This window comes from Microbacterium sp. Bi98, assembly GCF_918698045.1.
Taxonomy (GTDB): Bacteria; Actinomycetota; Actinomycetes; order Actinomycetales; family Microbacteriaceae; genus Microbacterium.
Map to the genome: position 1 here is coordinate 138,371 of NZ_CAKKLK010000008.1, position 22,392 is coordinate 160,762.

At 68.3% G+C, this 22,392-nt stretch carries 20 protein-coding genes and 1 tRNA gene; 18 read left to right on the forward strand and 3 right to left on the reverse strand.

What is annotated here, in order from left to right; all coding sequences use genetic code 11:
* Positions 1-89: 89 nt before the first annotated feature.
* From LQZ85_RS13205 to LQZ85_RS13215, 3 genes are all read left to right on the forward strand, one after another.
* Complete coding sequence (locus LQZ85_RS13205) at positions 90-953, forward strand: AraC family transcriptional regulator (RefSeq protein WP_230100997.1); 864 nt, start codon at positions 90-92, stop codon at positions 951-953.
* 108 nt (positions 954-1,061) lie between these two features.
* Positions 1,062-1,694 (forward strand): GyrI-like domain-containing protein, encoded by a 633-nt coding sequence (locus LQZ85_RS13210; protein WP_056276881.1) that lies wholly within the window; start codon positions 1,062-1,064, stop codon positions 1,692-1,694.
* 67 nt (positions 1,695-1,761) lie between these two features.
* Entirely contained in the window at positions 1,762-2,559 is a 798-nt protein-coding gene (locus LQZ85_RS13215) for a DUF1206 domain-containing protein (protein ID WP_053098781.1), read from the forward strand.
* 9 nt (positions 2,560-2,568) lie between these two features.
* Here LQZ85_RS13215 and LQZ85_RS13220 read toward each other — a convergent pair whose 3' ends face one another.
* A complete protein-coding gene (locus LQZ85_RS13220; protein ID WP_056276883.1) occupies positions 2,569-3,216 on the reverse strand; it encodes a LysE family translocator in 648 nt (215 codons plus the stop codon).
* A 210-nt stretch (positions 3,217-3,426) separates the two neighbouring features.
* On the opposite strand from LQZ85_RS13220, the gene LQZ85_RS13225 reads away from it, so the two are divergent.
* The 5 genes from LQZ85_RS13225 (at position 3,427) to LQZ85_RS13245 (ending at position 11,326) form a co-directional block, all read left to right on the forward strand.
* The gene (locus LQZ85_RS13225) at positions 3,427-5,952 is read left to right on the forward strand and encodes a SpaA isopeptide-forming pilin-related protein (protein WP_230100998.1); all 2,526 of its coding nucleotides are present in this window, start codon (positions 3,427-3,429) and stop codon (positions 5,950-5,952) included.
* 67 nt (positions 5,953-6,019) lie between these two features.
* Positions 6,020-7,501 carry a SpaH/EbpB family LPXTG-anchored major pilin gene (locus LQZ85_RS13230; RefSeq protein ID WP_053098784.1) on the forward strand — a complete coding sequence of 494 codons (1,482 nt, stop codon included), beginning with the start codon at positions 6,020-6,022 and terminating at the stop codon, positions 7,499-7,501.
* A gap of 102 nt (positions 7,502-7,603) precedes the next feature.
* Entirely contained in the window at positions 7,604-8,566 is a 963-nt protein-coding gene (locus LQZ85_RS13235; RefSeq protein WP_230100999.1) for a class C sortase, read from the forward strand.
* Entirely contained in the window at positions 8,563-9,156 is a 594-nt protein-coding gene (locus LQZ85_RS13240) for a hypothetical protein (protein WP_056276892.1), read from the forward strand. The genes LQZ85_RS13235 and LQZ85_RS13240 overlap by 4 nt, the downstream gene beginning before the upstream one ends.
* A 259-nt stretch (positions 9,157-9,415) precedes the next feature.
* Positions 9,416-11,326, forward strand: coding sequence for a sigma-70 family RNA polymerase sigma factor (locus LQZ85_RS13245; RefSeq protein WP_230101000.1), 1,911 nt, complete (start codon positions 9,416-9,418; stop codon positions 11,324-11,326).
* A 4-nt stretch (positions 11,327-11,330) separates the two neighbouring features.
* On the opposite strand, the gene LQZ85_RS13250 is transcribed toward LQZ85_RS13245, so the two are convergent.
* Positions 11,331-12,917 (reverse strand): helix-turn-helix domain-containing protein, encoded by a 1,587-nt coding sequence (locus LQZ85_RS13250; RefSeq protein ID WP_072590742.1) that lies wholly within the window; start codon positions 12,915-12,917, stop codon positions 11,331-11,333.
* Positions 12,918-13,071: 154 nt separating this feature from the next.
* On the opposite strand from LQZ85_RS13250, the gene LQZ85_RS13255 reads away from it, so the two are divergent.
* From LQZ85_RS13255 to LQZ85_RS13290, 8 genes are all read left to right on the forward strand, one after another.
* Entirely contained in the window at positions 13,072-15,063 is a 1,992-nt protein-coding gene (locus tag LQZ85_RS13255) for a sigma-70 family RNA polymerase sigma factor (RefSeq protein ID WP_230101001.1), read from the forward strand.
* A 56-nt stretch (positions 15,064-15,119) separates the two neighbouring features.
* A complete protein-coding gene (locus tag LQZ85_RS13260) occupies positions 15,120-16,442 on the forward strand; it encodes a cysteine desulfurase (protein ID WP_056276905.1) in 1,323 nt (440 codons plus the stop codon).
* On the forward strand, positions 16,439-16,873 hold the full coding sequence (sufU, locus tag LQZ85_RS13265; RefSeq protein ID WP_056276906.1) for a Fe-S cluster assembly sulfur transfer protein SufU: 435 nt from the start codon (positions 16,439-16,441) through the stop codon (positions 16,871-16,873). Before LQZ85_RS13260 ends, sufU begins: the two co-directional genes overlap by 4 nt.
* 31 nt (positions 16,874-16,904) lie before the next feature.
* A complete protein-coding gene (locus LQZ85_RS13270) occupies positions 16,905-17,852 on the forward strand; it encodes a GNAT family N-acetyltransferase (RefSeq protein ID WP_230101002.1) in 948 nt (315 codons plus the stop codon).
* 56 nt (positions 17,853-17,908) lie between these two features.
* Positions 17,909-18,550: an NAD(P)-binding domain-containing protein gene (locus LQZ85_RS13275; RefSeq protein WP_056276913.1), complete on the forward strand. Its 642-nt coding sequence runs from the start codon at positions 17,909-17,911 to the stop codon at positions 18,548-18,550.
* Positions 18,551-18,687: 137 nt separating this feature from the next.
* A complete protein-coding gene (locus LQZ85_RS13280; RefSeq protein WP_056276916.1) occupies positions 18,688-19,338 on the forward strand; it encodes a GntR family transcriptional regulator in 651 nt (216 codons plus the stop codon).
* A gap of 151 nt (positions 19,339-19,489) precedes the next feature.
* Positions 19,490-19,735 carry a hypothetical protein gene (locus tag LQZ85_RS13285; RefSeq protein WP_072590746.1) on the forward strand — a complete coding sequence of 82 codons (246 nt, stop codon included), beginning with the start codon at positions 19,490-19,492 and terminating at the stop codon, positions 19,733-19,735.
* A gap of 10 nt (positions 19,736-19,745) precedes the next feature.
* On the forward strand, positions 19,746-20,609 hold the full coding sequence (locus LQZ85_RS13290) for a hypothetical protein (protein ID WP_230101003.1): 864 nt from the start codon (positions 19,746-19,748) through the stop codon (positions 20,607-20,609).
* A gap of 1 nt (position 20,610) precedes the next feature.
* On the opposite strand, the gene LQZ85_RS13295 is transcribed toward LQZ85_RS13290, so the two are convergent.
* Positions 20,611-21,450, reverse strand: a complete 840-nt coding sequence (locus tag LQZ85_RS13295) for an SDR family oxidoreductase (protein ID WP_056276919.1) — start codon at positions 21,448-21,450, stop codon at positions 20,611-20,613.
* Between the two features lie 128 nt (positions 21,451-21,578).
* On the opposite strand from LQZ85_RS13295, the gene LQZ85_RS13300 reads away from it, so the two are divergent.
* Both LQZ85_RS13300 and LQZ85_RS13305 read left to right on the forward strand, forming a co-directional pair.
* A complete protein-coding gene (locus LQZ85_RS13300; RefSeq protein WP_056276922.1) occupies positions 21,579-22,160 on the forward strand; it encodes a hypothetical protein in 582 nt (193 codons plus the stop codon).
* 66 nt (positions 22,161-22,226) lie between these two features.
* A tRNA-Arg gene (locus LQZ85_RS13305) sits at positions 22,227-22,299 on the forward strand.
* Positions 22,300-22,392: the final 93 nt, after the last annotated feature.

Sequence of the window (22,392 nt, forward strand, 5' to 3'; positions counted from 1 at the left end):
CCTCCGAGAGGCGATCGATCGGATCCGACACGGAAAGTCGGGTCGCAGATCGCCCTCGGGCCGCACGATGGTGGGGAAAGGAGGACCTCATGATCGGAACGCTCAACGCACTGGTCGATCTCGTCGAGGCGGGCACCGGCGACGAGATCGACGTCGCCGGGTTCGCTCGCGTGCACGGCACGACGGAGTACCACCTGCGCCGGATGTTCTCGGCTCTGGCGGGGATGCCGCTGTCGGAATACGTCCGCCGTCGGCGGATGACGCTGGCCGGCGCAGAACTCGCCGCCGGCGCCCCGAACGTGCTCGACGTCGCCGTGCGACACGGGTACGGCTCGATCGAGGCGTTCGGCCGCGCGTTCCGCGCCGTGCACGGGATCAGCCCGGTCGATGCGCGCCGAGACGGGGGTCCTCTCCGCACACAACCCACGCTTCGGTTCCGCCTGAGCGTCGAAGGGAGCACCCCGATGCACGTCACCATCACCACCACCCCCGAGCTCGTCCTCGTCGGCCATGCCGCACGAGTGCCGCTCATCCACGAGGGCACCAATCCGCACATCCAGGCGCACATCTCCTCGATCGCCCCGGAGGAGCATGCTCGCCTCAAGGCGCTGAGCGATGCGCAGCCCGAGGGGATCCTGGCCATCACGGGGGACATCGCTCAGGATGCGCCGGAGGGCACCGAGCTCACCTACCTGCACGGAGTCTCCGTGCGGCCGACCACCTCGGTGCCCGACGATCTCGATCTCGTGAGGGTCGAGGCGGGCGCCTGGGCGGTCTTCGCCGCCACGGGTCCGTTCCCGGAGACCCTGCAGACACTGTGGGCGGCGACGGCGACGGAGTGGTTCCCGTCGAATCCGTGGCGGCTGCGGCCCGCGCCCTCGATCGTCCGGTATCTCGAGTTCACCGGGACGCACGCGTCCTGCGAGCTGTGGCTCGCGGTCGAGCCCGCCTGAGCGCGTCAGGGTGGTAGGCGCGGATGCGCGCCGACCACCCTGACGTCCGTCGCCCGTGCGACACTGTGCCGACGGACGGATGCCGATTCCGCCGTGAGAGGACCCGCGATGGCGCTCGACCCGAAGAAGACCCTCGACGCCTATCAGGCGAAGCACGGGGAGTTCCGCATCCTCGATGTTCCCTCGATGCAGTATCTGATGGTCGACGGGGCGGGCGATCCCAACACCGCCCAGGCATACCAGGAGGCAGTGTCCGCACTCTTCCCTATCGCCTACGCGCTCAAGTTCGCGAGCAGGGAGCAGCTCGGGATCGACACGGTCGTGATGCCGCTCGAGGGGCAGTGGCACGCGCCCGACATGGAGTCGTTCACATCGCGCCGCGACAAATCGGCGTGGCGGTGGACTCTCCTGATCATGGTGCCCGACCACGTCACCCCGGAGATGTTCGACCACGCGGTCGACACGGTCGAGGCAAAGCTGGCGAAGAAGAAGCAGCCTGCACCCGCCCTCCGCTCCGTGCGTCTCGAGACCCTCGACGAAGGGCTCAGCGTGCAGACGCTCCATATCGGCTCCTACGACGACGAGGCCCCGGTGCTCGACGGGCTGCACCATCGATTCATCCCCGAGAACGGCCTGTCGATGACGGGCCTGCACCACGAGATCTACCTCAGCGATGTCCGACGGGTCGAACCGGCGAAGCTCCGGACGATCCTGCGCCAACCCGTCGAGAGAGCGACCTGACGAGGGCGGCTCTCGGCACCGACGCAACCCCCTCCGACGTCTTCGCGCCGACAGATATCCTGCTCGGATGACCTCAGCGAAGGGTGCCGCGCGCACGGCGCAGCGATCCGATGCCTTCCGGCGCGTGGCGCGGGCGGGATTCGTGGTGATCGGCCTCGTGCACATCATCATCGGGGCGATCGCCGTGTCGATCGCCAGCGGCGGCGGCGGAGACGCCGATCAGGACGGCGCGATGGAGCAGATCCGCTCGACTCCCGTCGGCGGGCTGGTCCTCGGCGTGATCGCGGTGGCCCTGATCGCGCTCGCGGTCTGGCAGGTCGCCAGCGGTCTCCTCACCGGCGGCAAGGAGACCAGGAAGTGGGGGATGAGGATCAAGCTGATCGGCATCGCGGGCGCGTACCTCGTGATCGCCGGCTTGGCCCTGATCTTCGCCTTCGGCGGGCACGTCGAATCCGAAGACACCTCTCGGGCGCTCAGCGCCGTCGTGCTCTCGGCGCCGGGTGGCATCGTGGCGCTCATCCTCCTCGGTCTGACCGTCGCGGGTGTCGGCATCGGATTCATCGTCATCGGATTCACTCGGGGCTTCGAGAAGACGATGGATGTCCCGACGGGCCCGTCGCGGCCCGGGATCATCGCCCTCGGGGTCGCCGGTTACATCGCCAAGGGAATCGCGATCGCGGTCACCGGTGCGCTCTTCGTGGTGGCCGCGTGGACGCAGGATCCGCAGAAGGCCGCTGGTCTCGACGCGGCTCTGCGGAGCCTCGTCGACCTGCCGCTGGGCCGAGCGATCCTCTGGCTCGTCGGGGTCGGACTCGCGATCTACGGCGTCTTCTCGATGGTCCGCGCCCGCTTCGCGCGTATGTGAGTCTCGGCCTCAGGCGTTCGCAGGCTTGTCGTTCCACAGCAGGAGGAACGCGCCGAGCCCGATCATGAGCAGGCCGCCGGTGGCGCCCATCGCCTCGATGCGTCGCGGAGAGCGTCCGAACCATTCGCGCGCGGCGCTCGCCAGCAGCACCCAGATCGCATCGCAGGCCACTCCGATCGCGACGACGATCGTGCCGAGCACGAAGAGCTGCATCGGCACCGACCCTGCGTGCAGGTCGACGAACTGAGGAAGGATCGCCAGGAAGAAGGCGATCGACTTGGGGTTGGTGACCCCGACGACGAACCCCTCACCGAGCAGACGCACGCCTGATCGCCGTGCCACAGGTCCTGTCACCGTGGCCGCGGCATCTTTTCGATGCCGGATGGCCTGGACGCCGAGGAAGACGAGGTAGCCGGCGCCCAGCACCTTCACGATCGTGAACAGCACGATCGACTGCGCCACGACGGTGCCGACGCCCAAAGCGACGGCGATGACGAGCAGGATCGAGCCGAGCGCCGTGCCCAGGATGCTGAGGAACCCGCCCAGTCTCCCCAGGGCCATCGCCCGGCCGATCGTGAACAGCACTGTCGGTCCGGGGATCACGACCATGACGAACGCGGCCACGACGAAGGTCGCGAGGGTCTCGGCGCTGAACATGGTGCGAGCTTAGGGCAGCCCGAAGAGCCCCCCCGAAAAGTTTTCTCCCTCGCCCGTCATAAAAAGTCCGCGCCGGGGTCTGGGTATGTGACGGGCGGCTTCTGCTTCCTGTCTCGCACTGGGGACACACACGACTTTCGGGGACAGGCATCCGCCTCTCGCGCTCCGCCGTATCCGGCGGGCCGAGGGCATGCCGGGATTGGGACATTCATGAGCATTCGCTCGCACCACCGCACGACGGAGCGGTCATTACGCTCCGCAGTCGCGCCTCGCCGACGGGCGATCACGCGGCTGCTCGGCGTGCTCGCCATCGCCGGCGTGCTCGTCGCCGGAGCGACGCTCGCCCCCAACAGTGGAATCACAGCCGCGGCGACGGTGCCCGGCACACCGGGAACGCCTCAGCCGGGTACTCCGGTGTACACCGAGGACTTCTCGAATCAGAGCGCAGCACTCGCCGCACGGTCGATCACCACCTACGTCGGCGGTGCGGCAGCCGCGAACTCGACGTACACGGCTTCGACGCAGTACACCCCGGCCGGCAACCAGTGCAACGGCTGGATCATGAGCGGTGCGACTCCGACGGCGCCCGTCACTGACCTGGGCTGCCTGAACAACGTCAGCACGACGTGGACGACGCTGCAGCAGATGGCTCGTGCACTCGGAGTCGCGCAGGGCCAGACGACGACGCAGGCCGCGACCAACCAGGTGCTGACGTCGTACACGAATGCGACGAACGGAGCGATCGCCGCGGGCACGCAGTTCCGCACGGTCAACACCATCCCGGCCATCGGCGGTCACTACTACGCGGTCTCCGCATACTTCGCTGCGGTCAACTGTCCCGCAGCCGGCGGAGCGAACCAGCCCAAGGAGACCTTCAGCCTCCTCGTGAACGGCACCCCGATCGTGCTCAGCACGGGACTCAACCCCTGCACGAACAACACGGTCTGGGAGACGCAGATCGCGAAGCTGCAGTCCGCGGCATACCAGGTGCCGGTCGGAACCACGGCGAACCTCGGTCTGATGCTCTACAACGCGACGGCCACCGGCGCGGGCAACGACGTCGCCTTCGATCTGCCGCAGATCGTCGATGTGACCCCGCAGCTCGACAAGGCGTTCAGCCCGACCGTGATCACCAACGGCTCGACCTCGAAGATGACGCTGACCGTCACGAACACGACCGACCTGATGGCCAAGAGCGACTGGACCATCACCGACGCGCTGCCGACGAACCTCAAGATCGCGGCGGCGCCGAACGTGGGCGGCACCTGCACGCAGCGCACCGGTGCGGCTTACGTGGTCACGGCGCCGGCCGGCGGAACCTCGGTGTCGGTCACCGGCGGCGACCTCGCCCTCGGACAGGCATCGTGCACGATCACGGTCGATGTCACCTCGACGGTGAACGGCACCTACATCAACGGTCCCGCCAACATCACGACGAACCTGAACCCGCCGGCCAACGCGTCGCTGGAGGTCATCCAGCCGTCGATCGACATCGTCAAGAGCATCACCGCCGTGAACGGCGTCGCCGTGACGAGCGACACCGATCCCGACAAGGTGTACTCGAAGGTCGGCGACGTCATCACCTACAGCTTCGTGGCGACCAACACGACCCCCAAGGCCGCGACGAACACGACGCTCAACACGAACCTCACGAACGTGCGGATCACCGAGGACACGTTCTCGGGTGCGGGCGACATGACGACGCTGTCCTGCACACCGATTCAGGGATCCACACTCGCCAGTGGCGCCAAGATGACGTGCACGGCCACCTACGTGGTGCAGCAGGCGGACCTCGACAGCGCTCCGCTGACGAACGTCGCACGGGCCACTGGAACGCCGGCGGTCGGACCGAACGTCACGGACACCGATGACGAGATCATCCCCGCCACCTGGACGCCCGCTCTCGTGCTCGACAAGACCGCCTCGGTCGTGGACATCGATCAGGACGGCGTGACCGGGCTCGGCGACCACATCATGTACGCGTTCACCGTCACCAACACCGGAAACATCACGGTCGCGAACATCACCGTGGTCGATGACCGCCTGACGCAGCGCAACATCACCGTCACCTGCACGCCCACGACGATCGCGCCGACCCAGATCTCGACGAGCGCCGCGAATGCGCCGTACGTCATAGGCCAGGCAGACGTCGACGCGAAGAAGGTCATCAACACGGCCTACTCCACGGGAACCGACCCCAAGGGCGGTCCGGTGCGCTCGAACAACGACAGCACCGAGACCCCCGTCGAGCCGTTCCGCATCCCGCTGAAGATCGAGAAGGTCGGCGAAGCCGCAGCGAACACCTGGGTGCGCATGGACGGCTCCTCGTTCGCGGTGCTCGCAGACGCGAACGGGCAGCCGGGCACGGCGCTTCCCTTCACCATCAACGGGGTCGAGACCGGTCTGTTCCAGATCGACAGCATCCCGGCCGGTACGTACTGGTTGAGCGAGCTGACGGCACCCGACGGGTTCAGCCTGCTCGCCGCTCCCGTGAAGTTCGTCATCAACCCGGACCGCACGGTGAGCATCACCGCAGGCGGCGATCAGGCGGTGACCTCCACCGGTCAGATCATCACGGTGCGCGACGTGCCGGCGCTGACCCTTCCGACCACCGGAGGGACGGGCGCACTGCCCTACATCCTCGCCGGTTCCCTGACCGTGCTCGGCGCGGGCGGGCTGGCCCTCTGGGTCCGCCGACGCAACACACGTGCCGACACCACAGACCCGCAGATCTGATCTGCACTTCTCACAATCCACCATCTGCAACCCACCAGGGCGACCTGGCCACCTAGAGAGAGACACAGTGAACACTCCCAACAACGGACGCGGATCCCGCGTCGCGGCAGGTCTGCTCGTCGCAGGCGTCGCCGCGCTGACCCTCGCAGCGCCTGCAAGCGCCGCGACGCCCAACCTCGTCGACCCGGACGCCGTCGGTTCGCTGACGATCCACAAGTTCGAGGCACCCGAGACGCCCACCGGCCTGCCGAACGACGGCACCGAGCAGAACGTCGCACTGGCACCGCTGCCGGGCGTGGGCTTCACGGTCTACAAGGTCGACACGATCGACCTGACGAGCAACCAGGGCTGGGTCGACGCGAACGATCTCGCCGACCTGAACCCCGACAGCGTCGCTGACATCACGGCTGCCGGATACACGGCCAGCGCGATCGGCGGTCAGACCCTGACCGACGCGAACGGTGAGATCGCCCTGGCGAACCTCGACCTCGGCCTCTACTTCGTGGTGGAGACCGCTCCGCTCGCTGGCTCCACCGGCGTGGCCCCGTTCCTCGTGACGGTCCCGCTGACGGACCCGGCCGATGACAGCACGTGGCTGTACGACGTGCACGTCTACCCGAAGAACGCCCTCACCGAGGCGACCAAGACCGTCGAGGACTCGGCCGACATCAAGCTCGGCGACGAGATCGACTTCACGATCACGGCAGGCATCCCCAACGTCGCAGTCATCGACGGCTACAAGATCGTCGACACGCTCGACGCCAAGCTCGACTACGTGAGCGCCGCTGTGACGCTCGTCGACGGGACCCCGCTCGCTGCGGGTGACTACACGGTCGTCCACGACGCCGCCACCAACGCGGTCACGGTCGAGTTCACCGCCGCGGGTCGCGCAGTTCTCGCGGCTCACCCCGCCACCGAGGTTCAGGTCGTCATCACCGCCGAGGTCAACACGGTCGGCGAGATCGCCAACACGGCAGTGCTCTACCCGAACGCCGGTTCGTACACGGTCGCACCGGGCGAGCCCGGCGGACCCACCGTCACCCCCGAGGTCATCACCAAGTGGGGCGACATCACGGTCGAGAAGACCGACAAGGCCGGCGCACCGCTCACCGGCGCTGTGTTCTCGGTGTACCCGACCCAGCAGGACGCGATCGACGGCACCAACGCCATCGCTCTCGCCGGTTCGACCGAGTTCGCGGTCGCCGCTGACGGCACCGTGACCATCTCGGGTCTGCGCTACTCCGACTGGGCTGACAACGCCACCGTCGCCGTGGGCGAAGACGGCTACCAGTCGTACTGGCTCGCTGAGATCGTCGCACCCGACGGATTCGAGCTGCTCGCAGCTCCGATCGAGTTCACCGTCACCGCCGCCACCTCGGCTGTGGGCGTCGACCTCGAGGTCGTCAACGTTCCCTCGAACGCCGGCTTCACCCTGCCGCTGACCGGTGGCACCGGCACGACCCTGTTCCTCGCCGGCGGCGTCATGCTGCTCGGTGGAGCGGTCCTGCTCGCCATCCGCAGCCGTCGCAAGGCCGCAGCACAGGCGTAACCCGAAAGACCGGCCGTGCGGGGGAGGTGAAGAGATCCCTTCCCCCGCACGGCCCATTCGTTTCCACCTACTTCTTCTCCAGCTCCGATCAGAAAGCGCAGCATGACCCTCATCGACGCGTCCGCACCGGACGCCCCAGCGCGACCCGCTACGGGTGCCACCGCCCAGAAGGCGCGGTGGGGATGGAGCCAGTCGATCGTCATGCTCATCGCGACCATCGGCATCGTGGTCCTCGTCTACCCGACCGCGGCCTCCTGGTTCTCGGCCTGGTCTCACGACACCGACGTCGACGGGTACATCCAGTCCGTCGAGCAGATCCCCGATGAGGCGGTCGACGAGATGCTCGCCGCCGCTGAGGAGTACAACGAGAATCTTCCGACCGGGCCGCTGCGCGACCCGTATGCCCTCGGAGCAGACGGACAGCAGACGGCGATCGGCGAGGGGGCCTCGGCGTACTTCGACACTCTGACCACCGAGGGAACCTACACGATGGCGCGGATTCGCATTCCGAGCATCCACGTCGATCTGCCGGTCTTCCACGGCACCGATGAAGACACACTGTCTCGCGGTATCGGGCACCTCTACGGCTCATCGCTTCCTGTCGGTGGACCGGGGACGCATTCGGTGCTCACCGGCCACAACGGCTTCGTGCAGGCCACCCTCTTCGATGACATCGATGAACTCGTCGAGGGCGACGTCATCATCGTCAGCGCACTGGGCGAAGACCTCTACTACGAGGTCGATCAGACCAAGACCGTGCTTCCCGACGACGCGGAAGACCTGCGTCAGGTCGCAGGCAAGGACTACCTCACGCTCGTCACGTGCACGCCCACCGGCGTCAACACGCACCGCCTGCTCGTGCGCGCAGAGCGCATCGATGCTCCGACCGAGGACTCCGCGGTGACGACCATCGCGGACACCACCGACCCCGCCGGCTTCCCGTGGTGGGCACTGCTCGTCGTCGGGGTGCCGGCACTCACGTTCATCGTCGTCAAGCCTCGCCGTGCCCGGAAGAACCGCAGCGGCCGACGAGCGACGCACGTGTCCGCTGGCTCCGACTCATGACGGTCGACGTCGCAGTGGACCGCACCGCCGCGAACGGCGACGAACCCGGCGAGCCCGTGACACGCCGCCGCCCGCGGCGACGTATCGGTCTGCTGTCGACCAGCATCCTGCTCGTCGGACTGGGAGCATCCTTCCTCTCCGCATCCGTGCTCGCCCCCGATGCGGTCGACAAAGTGACCGGTGACGTCAAAGTCTCGGTGCTGAAGACATTCCATGAGGTCTTCGCGCCCGACGAGCTTCCCGTCATCAGGCTCGGGGTCGAGGGCGGGATGGTCGAGCTCGACCGATGCGACGGCACGTTCACCGAGATGATCAGCTACCGCATCGACGACGTGCTGCCGCTGTTCGCCGCACACAACAACTGCGGGGGAGACGTGATCCTCGGCTGGGAGCTCGGTCAGCGGGTCACCGTCGAGGGCTCCGACGTGATCTACGAGGTGGTCGAGGAGCGGCACACGCCCAAGTGGTCGAACGTCGAAGAACTCACCGGTATGACGGGGGAGTTCATGGTCCAGACGTGCTTCTACGGCGAGAACAAGATGCGCTTCCTGTCGCTCGCGCCCGTGGACCCGGCGGCGAGCGGCAGCTGATGTCCTGCACAGCGAGAATCTCGGGTTCTGACCGTCACGATTTCCGGTCATACCGGTCTTGTAGGTATGGCCATCGGCCTCGCGTCGGGTTCCCGGCCGACGCCCGCACAGCAGAGGTCGACCACTCCCCGGCCGAACCTTCTCAGAGCGGATTCGACCCTTACGAGAGTCGGAGGGACGAGGCATCCCCACTGCCTCGTCCCTCAACCGTCTCCGGCGCTGCGCTCGCGATGCCGGACTCGACAGCATCCGGAGCAGCATGATCCTCGGTACGTATCTCGACGACGACGACATCTCGGGTGAGCCGTCCGATGCCGAGATCATCGAGGCGGTGCGGGGTGGCGACATCGGCGACTTCGCCCTCCTGTGGCGCCGGCATGTCGAATCCGCGCGCCGAGCCGCGCGAGCGATCTCGCCCTCGGCGGATCCCGACGATCTCGTGAGCGAGGCGTTCGCGTCGATACTCCGGGTGACCAAGGCGGGCGGCGGGCCGAGCGACGCGTTCCGGCCATATCTCCTCGCCACGCTGCGCAACACGGCCGCGCGCTGGTCCCGAAACGGGACCGACCTGTCGATCGACCTGATCTCGGAGGGCGATCTGTCGTCGGAGGGCGGCGATGCCTTCGAGCGCATCGCCGAGCGATCCAGCATCGCGGCCGTGTTCGGCACGCTGTCGGCTCGGCATCGCACGCTGCTCTGGTATCTCGAGGTCGAGGGCATGAAGCCGCGAGAGCTCGCGCCCCTGATGGGGATGACGGCCAATGCGGTCTCCGCTCTCGCGGCGCGCGCACGCGACAGCTTCAAACGCGCCTGGCTCGAGGCGCACATCCACGATCCCTCGCGGTCTGAGGACTGCAGGTGGTTCTGCGAGCGCGTGGTCGACCGTCGCGGTCGTCCGGTCGCGGTCGGCGACGCCGACCGTTTCAGAGAGCACATGAGCGTGTGCGGCGGATGCCGGATCGTCGCCGCGGAGATCGATACCGTCTCGCAGCGGCTGCGGGCGATCCTGCCTGCCGCGCTGTTGGGAGGCGTGGCGGCGGCGATCTACACCGGTGATGCCTCCGCGGAGGCGCAGGTCATGGGCGCGAGCTCCGTGGTGGGGTCCACCGGGTCGTCTGGCTGGGCCGATGCAGCAACCTCCTCGATCGGCGCGGGGGCGCCTGTCGCCGCGCACGGAGCAGCGGCGGTGGTACCGGCCGGTGGCTTGGCCGCCTTGGCGGCGACCGCCGTCGTCGTGGTCGGCGCCGTCATCCTGGCGGGCAGCGTCCTGAGTCTGTCGGCCGAGGAATCGGACGATTCGGAACTCACCCGGTCGATCTCCGAGGCGTCGGTCTCCGGTGAGGCGGGCCCGGTTCTCGAAGATCTGCCGCGCTTCCCGACTCAGCCGCCCGCATCCGAGCCGATGCCCGAACCGCAGCCCCTGCCGTCGCCGGAGCCCGAGGTCGATGCGGGACTGGAGCCCGATTCGGACGCGAGCCGTGAACCGGAGACCCCAGGACCCGGCGAGAGGCAGCCCCCACTGACCCCGCTCAGTATCGCCCCGGCCCCGTCGACAGCGGTTCCGACCCCGACTCCGACCCCGACTCCGACCCCGACCGACGCTCCGTCGGAGACACCGCCGCCCATCGACCTGGCGGAGTTCCGCATCACCCGGTCGATCGCCCAGGACTCTCTCGTGCCGGATCTGATCGAGGGGGTCGGCGCTGCAGGCGCGGTCGTCACGGTGACCGACGAGAGCGGCGTCATGCTCGACACCGGGGTGATCGACGAAGACGGCGCATTCGTGCTCGACGTCTCGGGCGAAGCCCTGCGTCAGGGCATGACGCTCAGCGTGAGGCAGTACGACGCGGCGACCGGAGTCACCGAGTGGGCGGAGGCGATGGGGCCGCTCACCTTCGCGACGCCCACGATCGCGGCCGCGGACCAGGATGCCTGTCCTGAGGCGTCCCTCGGCGCTGTCAGCTGTCTGCATCTGAGCGCCGCACCGGATGCATGGGTCGAGCTGCTCGATGAACAGGGGCGATCGCGCACTGTGCGGCTCGCGACCGACGACATCGACGGGATCGTCGTCCGATCCGGTGTCGGTGAGCCGTTCGTCGCCGCCCGGTACATCGAGCCGTCCACGGGTCGTGCCGGAGTGACCGTGCTGCTGCCGGCGGCGATCGAATGAGTCCTCACACTGCGCTGCGCGCGGTCGCCGACAGCCGGAGCCAGAGCCAGAGTCGCGTGGCCGGCGAATCGATGTCGATCCCGAGCTCGTTGCGCACGACATCGAGCCGATACCGGACGGTGTTCTGGTGAACGTGCAGTGCGCTGGCGGTCTCACGCACACTGCCGAGCTGGTCGAGGAAGACCCGCATGGTGTGCGTCAGACGGGTGCCCTGCGCGGCATCATGCTCGGCGAGGATGCTCGCGGCGTCGCCGACCGTGGCATCCAGGCCGTCGATCAGGTCGGCGACCTGGAGGATCGCCAGGCGATCGCGCATCTCGTCGAAGGTCGCGATGCGGAGCTCATGGTCGTCGCGGAGCGACGAACTCACGAGCACGCCGGCCGTAGCCCCGGCCTCACGATAGGAACGGCCGATGCCGTTGATGTCGTACGCGCGCGTGCCGATGCCGGCGATCAACGCGTCGTCGATCCGGATCACCGCCTGGGTGAAGGTCTCGACCGCAGCCGCGTTCGGGCCCGGGATGAGCGTCACGACCTCCGAGCCGACGACCGCGCTGTGGGAGCCGGGGAAAGCGGCGCCGGACACGCTCATCGCCAGATGGAGTACTCGCTGCAGACCGCGCATCGCCTCCACCTCGTCGAACGTGGTGATCCGGAAGCACACGACCGTGCATCCGGCTTCGGGACGGATGAGGAGCTGCGACGCCGCGCCGCGGGCATGCCGTCGATCTTCGAGAAGCGTGCGGAGCAGGTCGGATGTCCGACGGTCCCGGTCGCCCGCCTCCGCTCGAGCACGAAGCAGATGCTGGGCCACGATCGGTTCCATCTCCTCCAGCAGGGACCGGGTCCGGGCGGCCGGCGATGGATCGATCTGGATCACCCAGAGAGAGCCGAGCAGCTCGCCGGACGCTCGCACGGCGATCCCGACGCGTCCGAACTCGTCGGTGCTCGAGGGGAAGTGCCGTGCCTCGCTGGCGCGGAGCAGCGACCGGTAGCGCGAGTCGGATGCGATCGAGATGTCCTCCTGCAGCAGCAGAGTGGTGCGTCGACGGACGTCGTCGATCGGCTGCTCGCTGTGCGTGGAGTAGCCGACGATCTGACCGGTCGAGTCGACGATGCTGACGGCACCGTCCGCGAGGGTGGCGATGGCGTTGGCGAGGCCGAAGAGGTCTCCCAGTCGCACACCCGAGACCCGGCCGATCGAGTGACCGCTCAGCAGCGACCGCAGGACGTTCGCCAGCTGTGCCCAGTCCCCGTCACTGTGGTGGAGGACAGGCAGGGCGACGTGCAGATCGAGGGCAATGCGCTCCAGGCCATCGCCGTCATCGGGAGCGCGCACCACCAGCGCGGCCGCCCCGACATCGGCCAGCTCGGCGACGAGGGCCGGAACGCTCGTCGTCGCGACACCGGCCCCGAGGACGATGCGATCGGTGTAGTCGGATGCGGATGCCGACGGATCGTAGAACTCCACGCCCACGTACGTCCTGGCATCGAGCCGCGTGCTTCGACGGGGGGAGAAGAGCCTCCCGTCGCTCAGACGGAGCGCGTCGCGCAACGTGGGAGCTTCGGCGCGGATGTCATCGAAGGCCATGGAATCTTCTCTATTCGGTGTCAAGAACTCTCGTATGAATCTACATACCGGTCAGATCGCGATGTCGCGAGACTGACAGTAAGAAGTCGAAAGGGATCCCTGTGAACGACCCGTCCGTTGCTCCTGCCTCGATTCGCGCCGAACGGGTCGCGCCATGAGCTCGTCGACAGTGCGCGAGCGGCGCACGCGGATCGATCCCGAGACGAGTGACGACGAGCTCGTCCTCGCGACCCGAGCGGGGAACAGCAGTGCGTTCGGCGTGCTGTGGGATCGTCACTCGCCGGCAGCCCTCCGCGCGGCGCGTTCGATCACGAGCTCGATCGACCCCGAGGATCTCGTCAGTGAGGCGTTCGCCAAGACCTTCAGCGCGATCCGCAATGGCGGAGGTCCGACGGATGCGTTCCGTCCCTACATCTTCGCGGCCGTGCGCAGCGCGGCCGCCACATGGGGAGGAAAGCAGAAGGACGTCGTCGCGCTCGAATACATCGAGGAGCTTCCGACCGAGCACACGGAGGATTCGCTCGACCTGCTCTCTGACAAGGCGCTGCTGACGGTGGCGTTCAAGGACCTCCCCGAACGGTGGCGCACACTGCTCTGGTACCTCGAGGTCGAGGGCATGAAGCCGCGTGAGATCGCGCCGCTCATGGGCATGACTCCCAACGCCGTCTCGGTGCTGGCGGCCCGGGCGCGCGAGGGCTTCAAGCTCGCCTGGCTGCAGGCCCACATCAAGGAACCGGGACGTGACCCGGAATGCCGGTGGGTCTGCGAGCGCATCGTGGCGCAGGGGCGCAGGCGCCATGTGGCGCGTGCCGACCGAGCGCGATTCGACGCGCACCTGGAGCGCTGCCAGCGGTGCACGATGGCGAGCGCCGAGATCGAGCAGGCGTCATCGAAGCTGCGCGCCGTGCTGCTTCCCGTGATCATCGGCGGACCGGCGGCGTTAGCCTATTCGGCCGGATCTCCTGCGCCTGCGACGGCTGCGTCTGCGCCGGCCTGGATGCCCAGGGGTACCGCTCGGTGGCTGGTCGTCGGCGGATCCGTCGCGGCAGCCGGGGCCGTCGTCGCGGTCGCAGCGGTGGCCGCACAGCTGGCGCCCGTGGGCGCGCCGAACGCCGAGGAGTCGTCGACACCGTCGTCCGCGCTCGTCGTCGCATCTCCGGCGCCGATCATGTCGCCCGAATCGACGGCGGTCCCGAGCCCGATCGCGCCGGCGGAGGAGGCCGAGACGGGTGTCGACCCGCAGACGCCCGTGACCGTTCCCGAGGAGCACGCCGGCCCCGAGGTCGTCATCGACCCGATCATCGTGGTTCCCCCGGTGGTCGACCCGTCCGTGGTCGCGCCTCCCGCCGGCGGCCCCTCGGTCATCGCGCCTCCCGCCGTGAAGGCGCCGGTCATCGACCCTCCTGTCGTCGACCCTCCTGTCGTCGACCCTCCGGTGGTCGACCCGCCGATGGTCGACCCTCCTGTCGTCGACCCTCCGGTGATCGAGCCCCCGGTGGTTGACCCGCCGGTGGTTGACCCTCCCGTCGTCGAGCCGCCTGCCGTCGACCCTCCGGTGATCGACCCTCCGGTCGTCGAGCCTCCCGTCGTCGAGCCGGTGACGATGGACTGGAGCATCCTGCCGGGGACGACTGTTCCCCCGACCATCACCGGCACGGGAACTCCGGGAGCAGCGGTGCAGATCGTCGACGAGACCGGACTCGTGATCGCCTCCACCCTCGTCGGTCCTGACGGAGATTTCTCGGTGCGCCCCGATGTCGACACGCTTCACCAGGGCATGTCGATCTCGATGCGCCACACATCCCGGACCACCGGCGTGCGGACGGTGAGTGATCCGACGGGGCGCCTCTACTTCCCGGTCCCGGGGCTCGCCGAAGACTCGGACGGTGCGATCTCCCGCGTCGACTCCGACGGCGACGGGCGACGGGATGACCTCTCGCTCGACGTCCGCGGCGTCGCCGGCTCGACGGCATCCGTGTCCCTGGACGGGGAGACGGCGTCGCTCGCGCTGCTCGACGACTCCTCGACCATCGTGTCGTTCATCGACATCCGGCCCGGGCTCCATCGGATCACCCTGCGCTACGTCGACCCGGCGACGGGGATCCTCGGCATCTCGGACACGGACTACATCCTCGTCGTTCCCTGACCGTCGCCCCGTGTGCGCAGGGCCCCGCGGGGTGCGCCAGATGAGAAGCTAGAAGGATGAGCATCTCCCGCGAATCCGACGTGATCGCCCCGACCGGGGGCGGCCCGCTGACCGATGTCGAGGTGAGGCGACTCCGCGAGGACTTCCCGATCCTGCGCTCCGAGGTCAACGGGCACCCGCTCGTGTATCTGGATTCGGGTGCGACGTCGCAGCGTCCGCTCGCCGTGCTCGACGCCGAACGCGAGTTCGCCACCACCCTCAACGCGGCCGTTCACCGTGGTGCGCACACTCTCGCGGCCGAGGCCACCGAGGTGTTCGAGGACGCTCGGGCCGCCGTCGCGCGGTTCGTGGGTGCCGACGAGGGCGAGATCGTGTGGACGTCGAACGCCACCGAGGCGCTCAACCTCATCGCGTATTCGATCTCGAACGCCTCGCTCGGCCGCGGGGGAGCGGCAGCCGAGCGCCTGCGTCTGCACGAGGGCGACGAGATCGTCACGACCGAGATGGAGCACCACGCCAACCTCATCCCGTGGCAGGAACTCGCGGCCCGCACAGGAGCGACCCTGCGGGTCATCCCGCTCGACGACGACGGTGCACTCCGGCTCGACGCCGCCGCAGATCTCATCACCGACCGCACGAAGCTCATCGCCGTCACGCATGTGTCGAACGTGCTCGGCGTCATCAATCCGGTCGAGCATCTTGTGGCGCGTGCGCGCGCCGTCGGCGCGCTCGTCGTGCTCGACGCCTGCCAGTCGGCACCCCATCTGCCGCTGGATGTCCGCGCACTCGACGTCGACTTCGCCGTGGTGTCCGGTCACAAGATGCTCGGGCCGACGGGAATCGGCGCGCTCTACGGGCGGCGCGAGCTGCTCGAGGCCATGCCGCCGTTCCTGACGGGTGGATCGATGATCACCACCGTCACCACGACGGAGGCGGAATACCTGCCGCCGCCGCAGCGGTTCGAAGCCGGCACCCAGCGGGTGTCCCAGGCGGTCGCGCTCGCCGCGGCGATCGACTATCTGACGGCGGTGGGGATGCCGCGCATCGCGGCGCACGAGGCTGCATTCGGCGCGCGACTCGTCGAGGGGCTCACGGCCATCGATGGGGTGCGCGTGCTCGGTGCCGGCATCGATCTGCCGCGTGTGGGCCTCGCGAGCTTCGACGTCGAGGGCATCCACTCGCACGATGTCGGGCAGTTCCTCGATGATCGCGGCATCGCGGTGCGTGTCGGACACCACTGCGCACAGCCGCTGCATCGTCGCCTCGGCGTCACCTCATCGACGAGGGCCAGCACGTACCTGTACACGACCGATGACGAGATCGACGCCGTGATCGACGGCGTCCAGGGTGCGATCGACTTCTTCCGGAGGGGCGCATGAGCGACCTGCAGAACCTGTATCAAGAGCTCATCCTCGATCACTCCCGCACCCCGCACGGGTTCGGGCTCCGGGGTGAGATCGCCGCGCAGTCGCACCAGGTGAACCCGACCTGCGGTGACGAGGTGACTCTGCAAGTGCACCGCGGCGCCGACGGCGGCATCGAGGCGATCGCGTGGGAAGGACACGGATGCGCCATCTCGCAGGCATCCGCGTCGCTGCTCGCCGAGCTCGCCGAGGGGCTCACGGTCGACGAGCTCGAGATCCGCATCGCCGCGTTCCGCGAGGCGATGCGTTCGCGCGGCAAGATCGAACCGGATGAAGAGCTGCTCGGCGATGCCGCTGCTCTCGGGGGCGTCTCGCGATACGTGGCACGGGTGAAGTGCGCCATGCTCGCCTGGGTCGCTGCGGAGGATGCACTCCACAAGTCCTGAGCACCGAGGCGATGCGGTGCAGGATGGAATCATGCCTCTTGAACTGACTCCTCTCACCGCAGACGCCTTCGACGACTGGCGCGAGGCCACGAGAGCACGACTCGTGTCGCTGCGGCAGGAGTCCGGGATGCACGTCGGCGACGATGCCGTCTCGCACGTGGACGCCGTGCTCGACGAGCTGCTCCCCGCAGGGCACGACACCGAGACCTCGCTCATCCTCACGATCGATGACGGCGACGCCCGGATCGGCACCGTCTGGCTCGCCGCGAACTACGGCGTGCTGTTCATCGTCGATCTCGCGTTCGCGACCGAGCCGAGTGGCCGACAGCTCGACGGCCTCCTCGACGAGCTGATGACGCTCGCGCGGAGGCAGCAGGTCGGTCGTCTGAGTGTCGCCCTGCATTCGTCCGACACCGCTGGTCGCGGTTTCGTCGAGGGGCGGGGATTCGAGGTCGCGTCGATCCAGATGCTTCTCGAACCGCTGCCGTCTCGGGCGGCACAGCCGTCAGACGGCGCGTTCGTCGTGGCGCCGATGACCCCGGAGCGCTTCGCGAGCTTCGCTGCCGCGTCCGAGGCGGCCTTCGCGGAAGACCTGGTGGCATCCGGTCGGTATTCGGCGGAGGATGCCGTCGTCGAGTCGCACCGGCAGATGGAGCTCGAGCTGCCGGACGGCATCGATTCGGAGGGGCAGGAGCTGTTCACCGCCCACGTGGACGGCATCGAGGTCGGGGTGCTGTGGATCGGCATCCGTCGGCGAGGAGGGCGCCCGCACGGGTTCATCCTCGACATCGAGGTCGCCGAGGACCAGCGCCGCAAGGGCTATGGTCGTGATCTCATGCTCGCGGCCGAGCGCGAGGCCGCACGACTCGGTGCCGACTCGATCGGGCTGCATGTCTTCGGTTTCAACGCATCGGCGATCCGTCTCTACGAGAGCCTCGGCTACCGCCGGGTCGAGGAGCGCTTCCTGCTCACGGTGTGATCGCGACACGCGGGGTCACGCGGGAATAGCGGCGCGGGACGGGCGTTGGGCCCCACATGACTACTCTCGGAATCATCGGTGCAGGACACATCGGCAGCCAGATCGCACGGGTCGCCGTGGCGAACGGCTACGACGTGATGATCGCGAACTCCCGTGGACCGGAGACGCTCTCGGATCTCGTCGCAGAACTCGGCGATCGAGCGACTGCCGCAACCGCGGTGGATGCGGCTGCGGCCGGAGACGCCGTGGTCGTCACCGTCCCCCTGGGCAAGATCGACGAGCTGCCGGTCGAGCAGCTCGCGGGCAAGATCGTGCTCGACACGAACAACTACTACTTCGAGCGCGATGGGCACATCGAGGCCCTCGACCGCGGCGAGACCACCACATCGGAGCTTCTGCAGGCGCAGCTGCCGACGTCGCGCATCGCCAAGGCGTTCAACCACATCCTCGCGGCCGACATCACGACCGACGGATCGCCCGCGGGCACACCCGATCGACGCGCCCTCGCCACAGCGGGCGATGACGCCGAGGCCGTCGCCTTCGTCACCCGCTTCTACGACGAGGCCGGCTTCGACACGGTCAACGTCGGACCCCTCAGCGAGTCCTGGAGGGTCGAGCGCGATCGCCCGGCATACGTCGTGCGCCAGAACGCCGACGAGCTGACGGCGAACCTCGCGATCGCCAACCGTCTGCCCTGACGACACGGACGAGGGGAGCGGATGCCGAGGCATTCGCTCCCCTTTTCTCTGTCCGCCCCGATGGAGCACCCGTAACATATGCGCCGCGTTGGGATACCAAACTTGTCGGGCGGTTCTCCGAGTGAGACAATTCGGTCATGGCGGGGGTGGGGATTGCCGGCGAACTCGAGTCGGTGCGGGTGACGCGCGTTCTTCGCGATGACATCGTGCTCGGTCGGCGCGCCCCCGGTTCCCGGCTGGTCGAACGAGATATCGCGGCCGAGCTCAACGTCTCGCGGCTTCCGGTGCGCGAGGCCATCCGCACTCTCGTCGGCGAGGGAGTGGTCGTCGCACGCCCGCGGACCTGGGCAGTCGTGCGGGAGTTCACGCATCGGGACATCCGGGACTTCGGGGAGGTCCGCGAGGCGATCGAGACCCTGATCTTCGTCTTCGCCGCCGAACGTCACACCGACGAGGGGATCGCGCGGCTTCGAGCGGCCTATGAGCGCGAATTCGCCGCAGCATCCGCGGGCGAGATCGAGGCAGCGCGGATCGCTGCGGGCGAGTTCCACGAGATCTCGGCCGAGCTCGCCGGCAACGAGATGCTGGGCGAACTCATCGCGGTGTTCGTCACACGGCTGCGCTGGCTCTTCGGGCAGCACGACGATCTGCTCGCGATGGCCGAGGAGCATCGGCTGATCCTCGAAGCGGTCGCCGCGCGTGACACGGACGCCCTGCGCGTGATGGTCCCGCGCCATCTGGCCAGCGGGCAGGAAGCCGCCGAGCGACGCCTCAGCGACCAGGCATAGTCGATCTGATCGGCCCGGCCCGGCGTGCCGCGCGAACGCAGCGCACGACCGCGCCGCGCGGCCGACCACCGACCGGCCTGGAGAGCGGTCTCCCGCGGGGATATATTGGCCATACGGAATGGTTCCGGAGAGTCGTGTCCTGGGGAGCGATATGAGAGGCGTCGCCGTCGTCGCGGGGGGACTGCTGCTCCTCGGCGGAACGGTGCTCATCGCTGTCGCGGATCAGCAGCGTGTGGATGCCCTCGCCGAGGCGAGGGCGGCTGTCGTCCAGGCGGAAGAGCGGCTCGAGCTCGCGCGCGAGGTGAACCTCCGTCTCGCCGAGCAGCTGACGGCACTGCGCACCACCATCGCCGAACAGGAGACGCTGCTCACCGACACCTCCGGGTTCCTGCCATGAGGCGAACTCTGTGATCCGGCGGTTCCTCTCCGTCACGATCGTCGCAGCAGTGATGCTGACTGCGGGCGTCGTCGGTCGCGCCGCGGCCCTGGACGAGGACAGGGCAGAGGCGATCGCCGAGCTGCAGTCGCTGGCGCAGTCGATCCGTACGGCGGAGATGCGCACGGACCACCTCGACGGATCGATCGCGATCGCCGAGAAGGACACCGCAGCGCGTGCCGCAGTCCTCGAGGTGCGGCCCGCGTTCGTCGACGAGATCGCGGCGCTGACTGCGGCGATCGAGGGAGCAGTCGGCAAGGTCGACACCTCGGCACACAGGGCCTCCGCGCAGTCGGCCCAGCAGTCCGTGCTCGACGAGCGCAAGAACCCGGCGACCGTGGTCGCCGCCACAGCCACCGTGCATGCCCTCATCGACAAGGTGGGTCAGGACATCGGCAGCTGGGAGACGGCGCAGTACGCCGCTCCCTCGGGCCCCGCGTGGGCATCGAGCGGGCCGGACGGGTACGCGCGCGTGCGTGCCGCTCTCGACCAGGTCGGCGGCGGGGCGGTCGGGCTCTACGAATCGGCTTCCTGTGCGGGAGGGACCGCGCCGGCGTGCGCGAACAGCGGCGGCTTCATCAAGTACCGCGCCGACATCGTCGACTGGAGTGCCGACCGACTGAACTGGGCGATGGCGCATGAGCTGGCGCACATCTACCAATTCCGGGTGTGGGGCGCCCTGACGTCGTCAGATGCCTACTACTCCGCGTTCGGAGGAGACGCCGAGTTCCTTGCGAACTGCATGGCGGTGGTTCGCGGATATCCGGGATCTGTCGGGTGCGACGCCGACCAGCAGGCGTGGGCGTCCGGGATCTGGGTCGGCGCAGTCGGCTGACTCAGGCGATCGGCGTCGTCGTGTCGATGGCCTCGCGCAGGGGACGCCGCATGACCCGCCAGTAGCTCGACGGGGCGACGCGGGTGAGCACATCGATCAGTCGCGCCTCGCGTCCGACCATCGTGCGGGCGCGGCGACGTTCGGTCGCGCGCACGATCAGCGCCGCGGCATCCGCGGGCTCCGTGTGGTACATCGCCGCCTGGGCGGCCGCGGCTCGCGCGGCGACGGCCGGCTCGATCGCCGCGGCATACCGTCCGTGCAGGATGATGCCCGTGCGCACGCCGGCGGGATACACCGCTCCCACCGTCACCGAGGTGCCGTCGAGTTCGTGGCGCAGGGCCTCGGAGAACCCGCGCACCGCGAACTTGCTCAGGGAGTAGGGGATGCGTCCCGCGGGGGCTGCCAGCGCGTAGACGCTGGCGAGGTGAGTGATGTGGGCGGCCGGTGCCGCGCGCAGGGCGGGGAGCAGCGCCTTCGTGATCGACACCGTGCCCCAGAGGTTCACATCCGTCAGCCAGCGCATCTCCTCCATGGTCAGCTGGTCGAGGTCGCCGAGCATCGACGAGCCCGCGCACGTGATCAGAGCATTCACCCTGGGGTGCGCCGCGGTGATCTCCGCGGCCGTGGCGAAGACGGCGTCGTCGTCGCGGAGATCGACCACATGGGTGGTGACGATGGCGCCCGCGAGCTCGGCGGCGATGGCTGCGAGGCCGTCGGCGTTGTGATCGATGAGCGCCAGATGCACGCGTCGGCGAGCGAGCAGCCGGGCGATGTCGGCACCCATCCCGCTCGCAGCGCCCGTGATGACCGTCGTGCTTCCGGTGAGCGTGAGACGCTTCATCGCATCCCTCCTGGCGGCGATCGGGAGAGCAGCCGGTCGTGGAGCGGGTCGGAGAGACCCGATTCCGATCCATTCTGGCCCACTGCATCCCCGAGCGATACCGGTACGCTCGAAGGGAGGAGGTAGGGGTGGGACGAACAGCGGATGCCATCGCCGAAGGCGTTGCGATCGCGACCGCTGCGGCGCGCCTCGCCGTGAAGAATCACATCCTCATCGGCACGATCGCCGAGAACGGCGTCTTCGACACGGACAAGTACGTCGCCGATGCGCGGGAAGCGCTGCGGGCGATGGCCGAGGAGTCCGAAGAGGTCGAGCGCAACCTGACCGAGCTGCGCAAACGCGCTCGCGGTCGCCATTCCGACCCCTCGGGAACCCATGACTACCGGGACCGCGACGTGCGCAACCTGCGTCGGAGGGCCAAGCAGTCGCACGGGGTCGCGACCAAGCTGCGCGACATGATGGAGGACGAGGCCGCCCTGCGCGTCATCGTCGAAGAGGCGCGCGAAGGCGCCTGGGCCGACGTGCGGCACAACCTCGATCGTCGGCTGCGCGTCGAGGGCATGCGACCCGATCAGGACCCCGATTACGACCGGATGCGCGAGGCGCGGATGCAGGCGCTGCGACTCGTCGACCTGCAGGCGCTGTCGTCTCTGCAGCGTGCGAAAGCGAAGCGGAAGAACAAGCAGAACACGCCCGACGGTGACGAGTGAGCGCTCGTTTCGCTTTCGCGTCTCGTCTGTTGTAGGCTGTTCTACGGCCCGCTGAGCGGTCCAGGAGCGCCCGTAGCTCAATGGATAGAGCATCTGACTACGGATCAGAAGGTTAGGGGTTCGAGTCCCTTCGGGCGCACATCACCACCGGGAAGCCCCGTCGCACTAGCGGCGGGGCTTCCTGCGTTAAGGCCCTCAGCGAGCCAATCGAGCGTTACGCCGGTCGCCTGAG

Excerpts from the sequence above, each read along its gene's own strand:
- LQZ85_RS13205 (WP_230100997.1), top strand. The coding sequence starts at position 90 with ATGATCGGAACGCTCAACGCACTGGTCGATCTCGTCGAGGCGGGCACC.
- LQZ85_RS13210 (WP_056276881.1), top strand. The coding sequence starts at position 1,062 with ATGGCGCTCGACCCGAAGAAGACCCTCGACGCCTATCAGGCGAAGCAC.
- LQZ85_RS13215 (WP_053098781.1), top strand. The coding sequence starts at position 1,762 with ATGACCTCAGCGAAGGGTGCCGCGCGCACGGCGCAGCGATCCGATGCC.
- LQZ85_RS13220 (WP_056276883.1), bottom strand. The coding sequence starts at position 3,216 with ATGTTCAGCGCCGAGACCCTCGCGACCTTCGTCGTGGCCGCGTTCGTC.
- LQZ85_RS13225 (WP_230100998.1), top strand. The coding sequence starts at position 3,427 with ATGAGCATTCGCTCGCACCACCGCACGACGGAGCGGTCATTACGCTCC.
- LQZ85_RS13235 (WP_230100999.1), top strand. The coding sequence starts at position 7,604 with ATGACCCTCATCGACGCGTCCGCACCGGACGCCCCAGCGCGACCCGCT.
- LQZ85_RS13240 (WP_056276892.1), top strand. The coding sequence starts at position 8,563 with ATGACGGTCGACGTCGCAGTGGACCGCACCGCCGCGAACGGCGACGAA.
- LQZ85_RS13245 (WP_230101000.1), top strand. The coding sequence starts at position 9,416 with ATGATCCTCGGTACGTATCTCGACGACGACGACATCTCGGGTGAGCCG.
- LQZ85_RS13250 (WP_072590742.1), bottom strand. The coding sequence starts at position 12,917 with ATGGCCTTCGATGACATCCGCGCCGAAGCTCCCACGTTGCGCGACGCG.
- LQZ85_RS13255 (WP_230101001.1), top strand. The coding sequence starts at position 13,072 with ATGAGCTCGTCGACAGTGCGCGAGCGGCGCACGCGGATCGATCCCGAG.
- LQZ85_RS13260 (WP_056276905.1), top strand. The coding sequence starts at position 15,120 with ATGAGCATCTCCCGCGAATCCGACGTGATCGCCCCGACCGGGGGCGGC.
- sufU (WP_056276906.1), top strand. The coding sequence starts at position 16,439 with ATGAGCGACCTGCAGAACCTGTATCAAGAGCTCATCCTCGATCACTCC.
- LQZ85_RS13270 (WP_230101002.1), top strand. The coding sequence starts at position 16,905 with ATGCCTCTTGAACTGACTCCTCTCACCGCAGACGCCTTCGACGACTGG.
- LQZ85_RS13275 (WP_056276913.1), top strand. The coding sequence starts at position 17,909 with ATGACTACTCTCGGAATCATCGGTGCAGGACACATCGGCAGCCAGATC.
- LQZ85_RS13280 (WP_056276916.1), top strand. The coding sequence starts at position 18,688 with ATGGCGGGGGTGGGGATTGCCGGCGAACTCGAGTCGGTGCGGGTGACG.
- LQZ85_RS13285 (WP_072590746.1), top strand. The coding sequence starts at position 19,490 with ATGAGAGGCGTCGCCGTCGTCGCGGGGGGACTGCTGCTCCTCGGCGGA.
- LQZ85_RS13295 (WP_056276919.1), bottom strand. The coding sequence starts at position 21,450 with ATGAAGCGTCTCACGCTCACCGGAAGCACGACGGTCATCACGGGCGCT.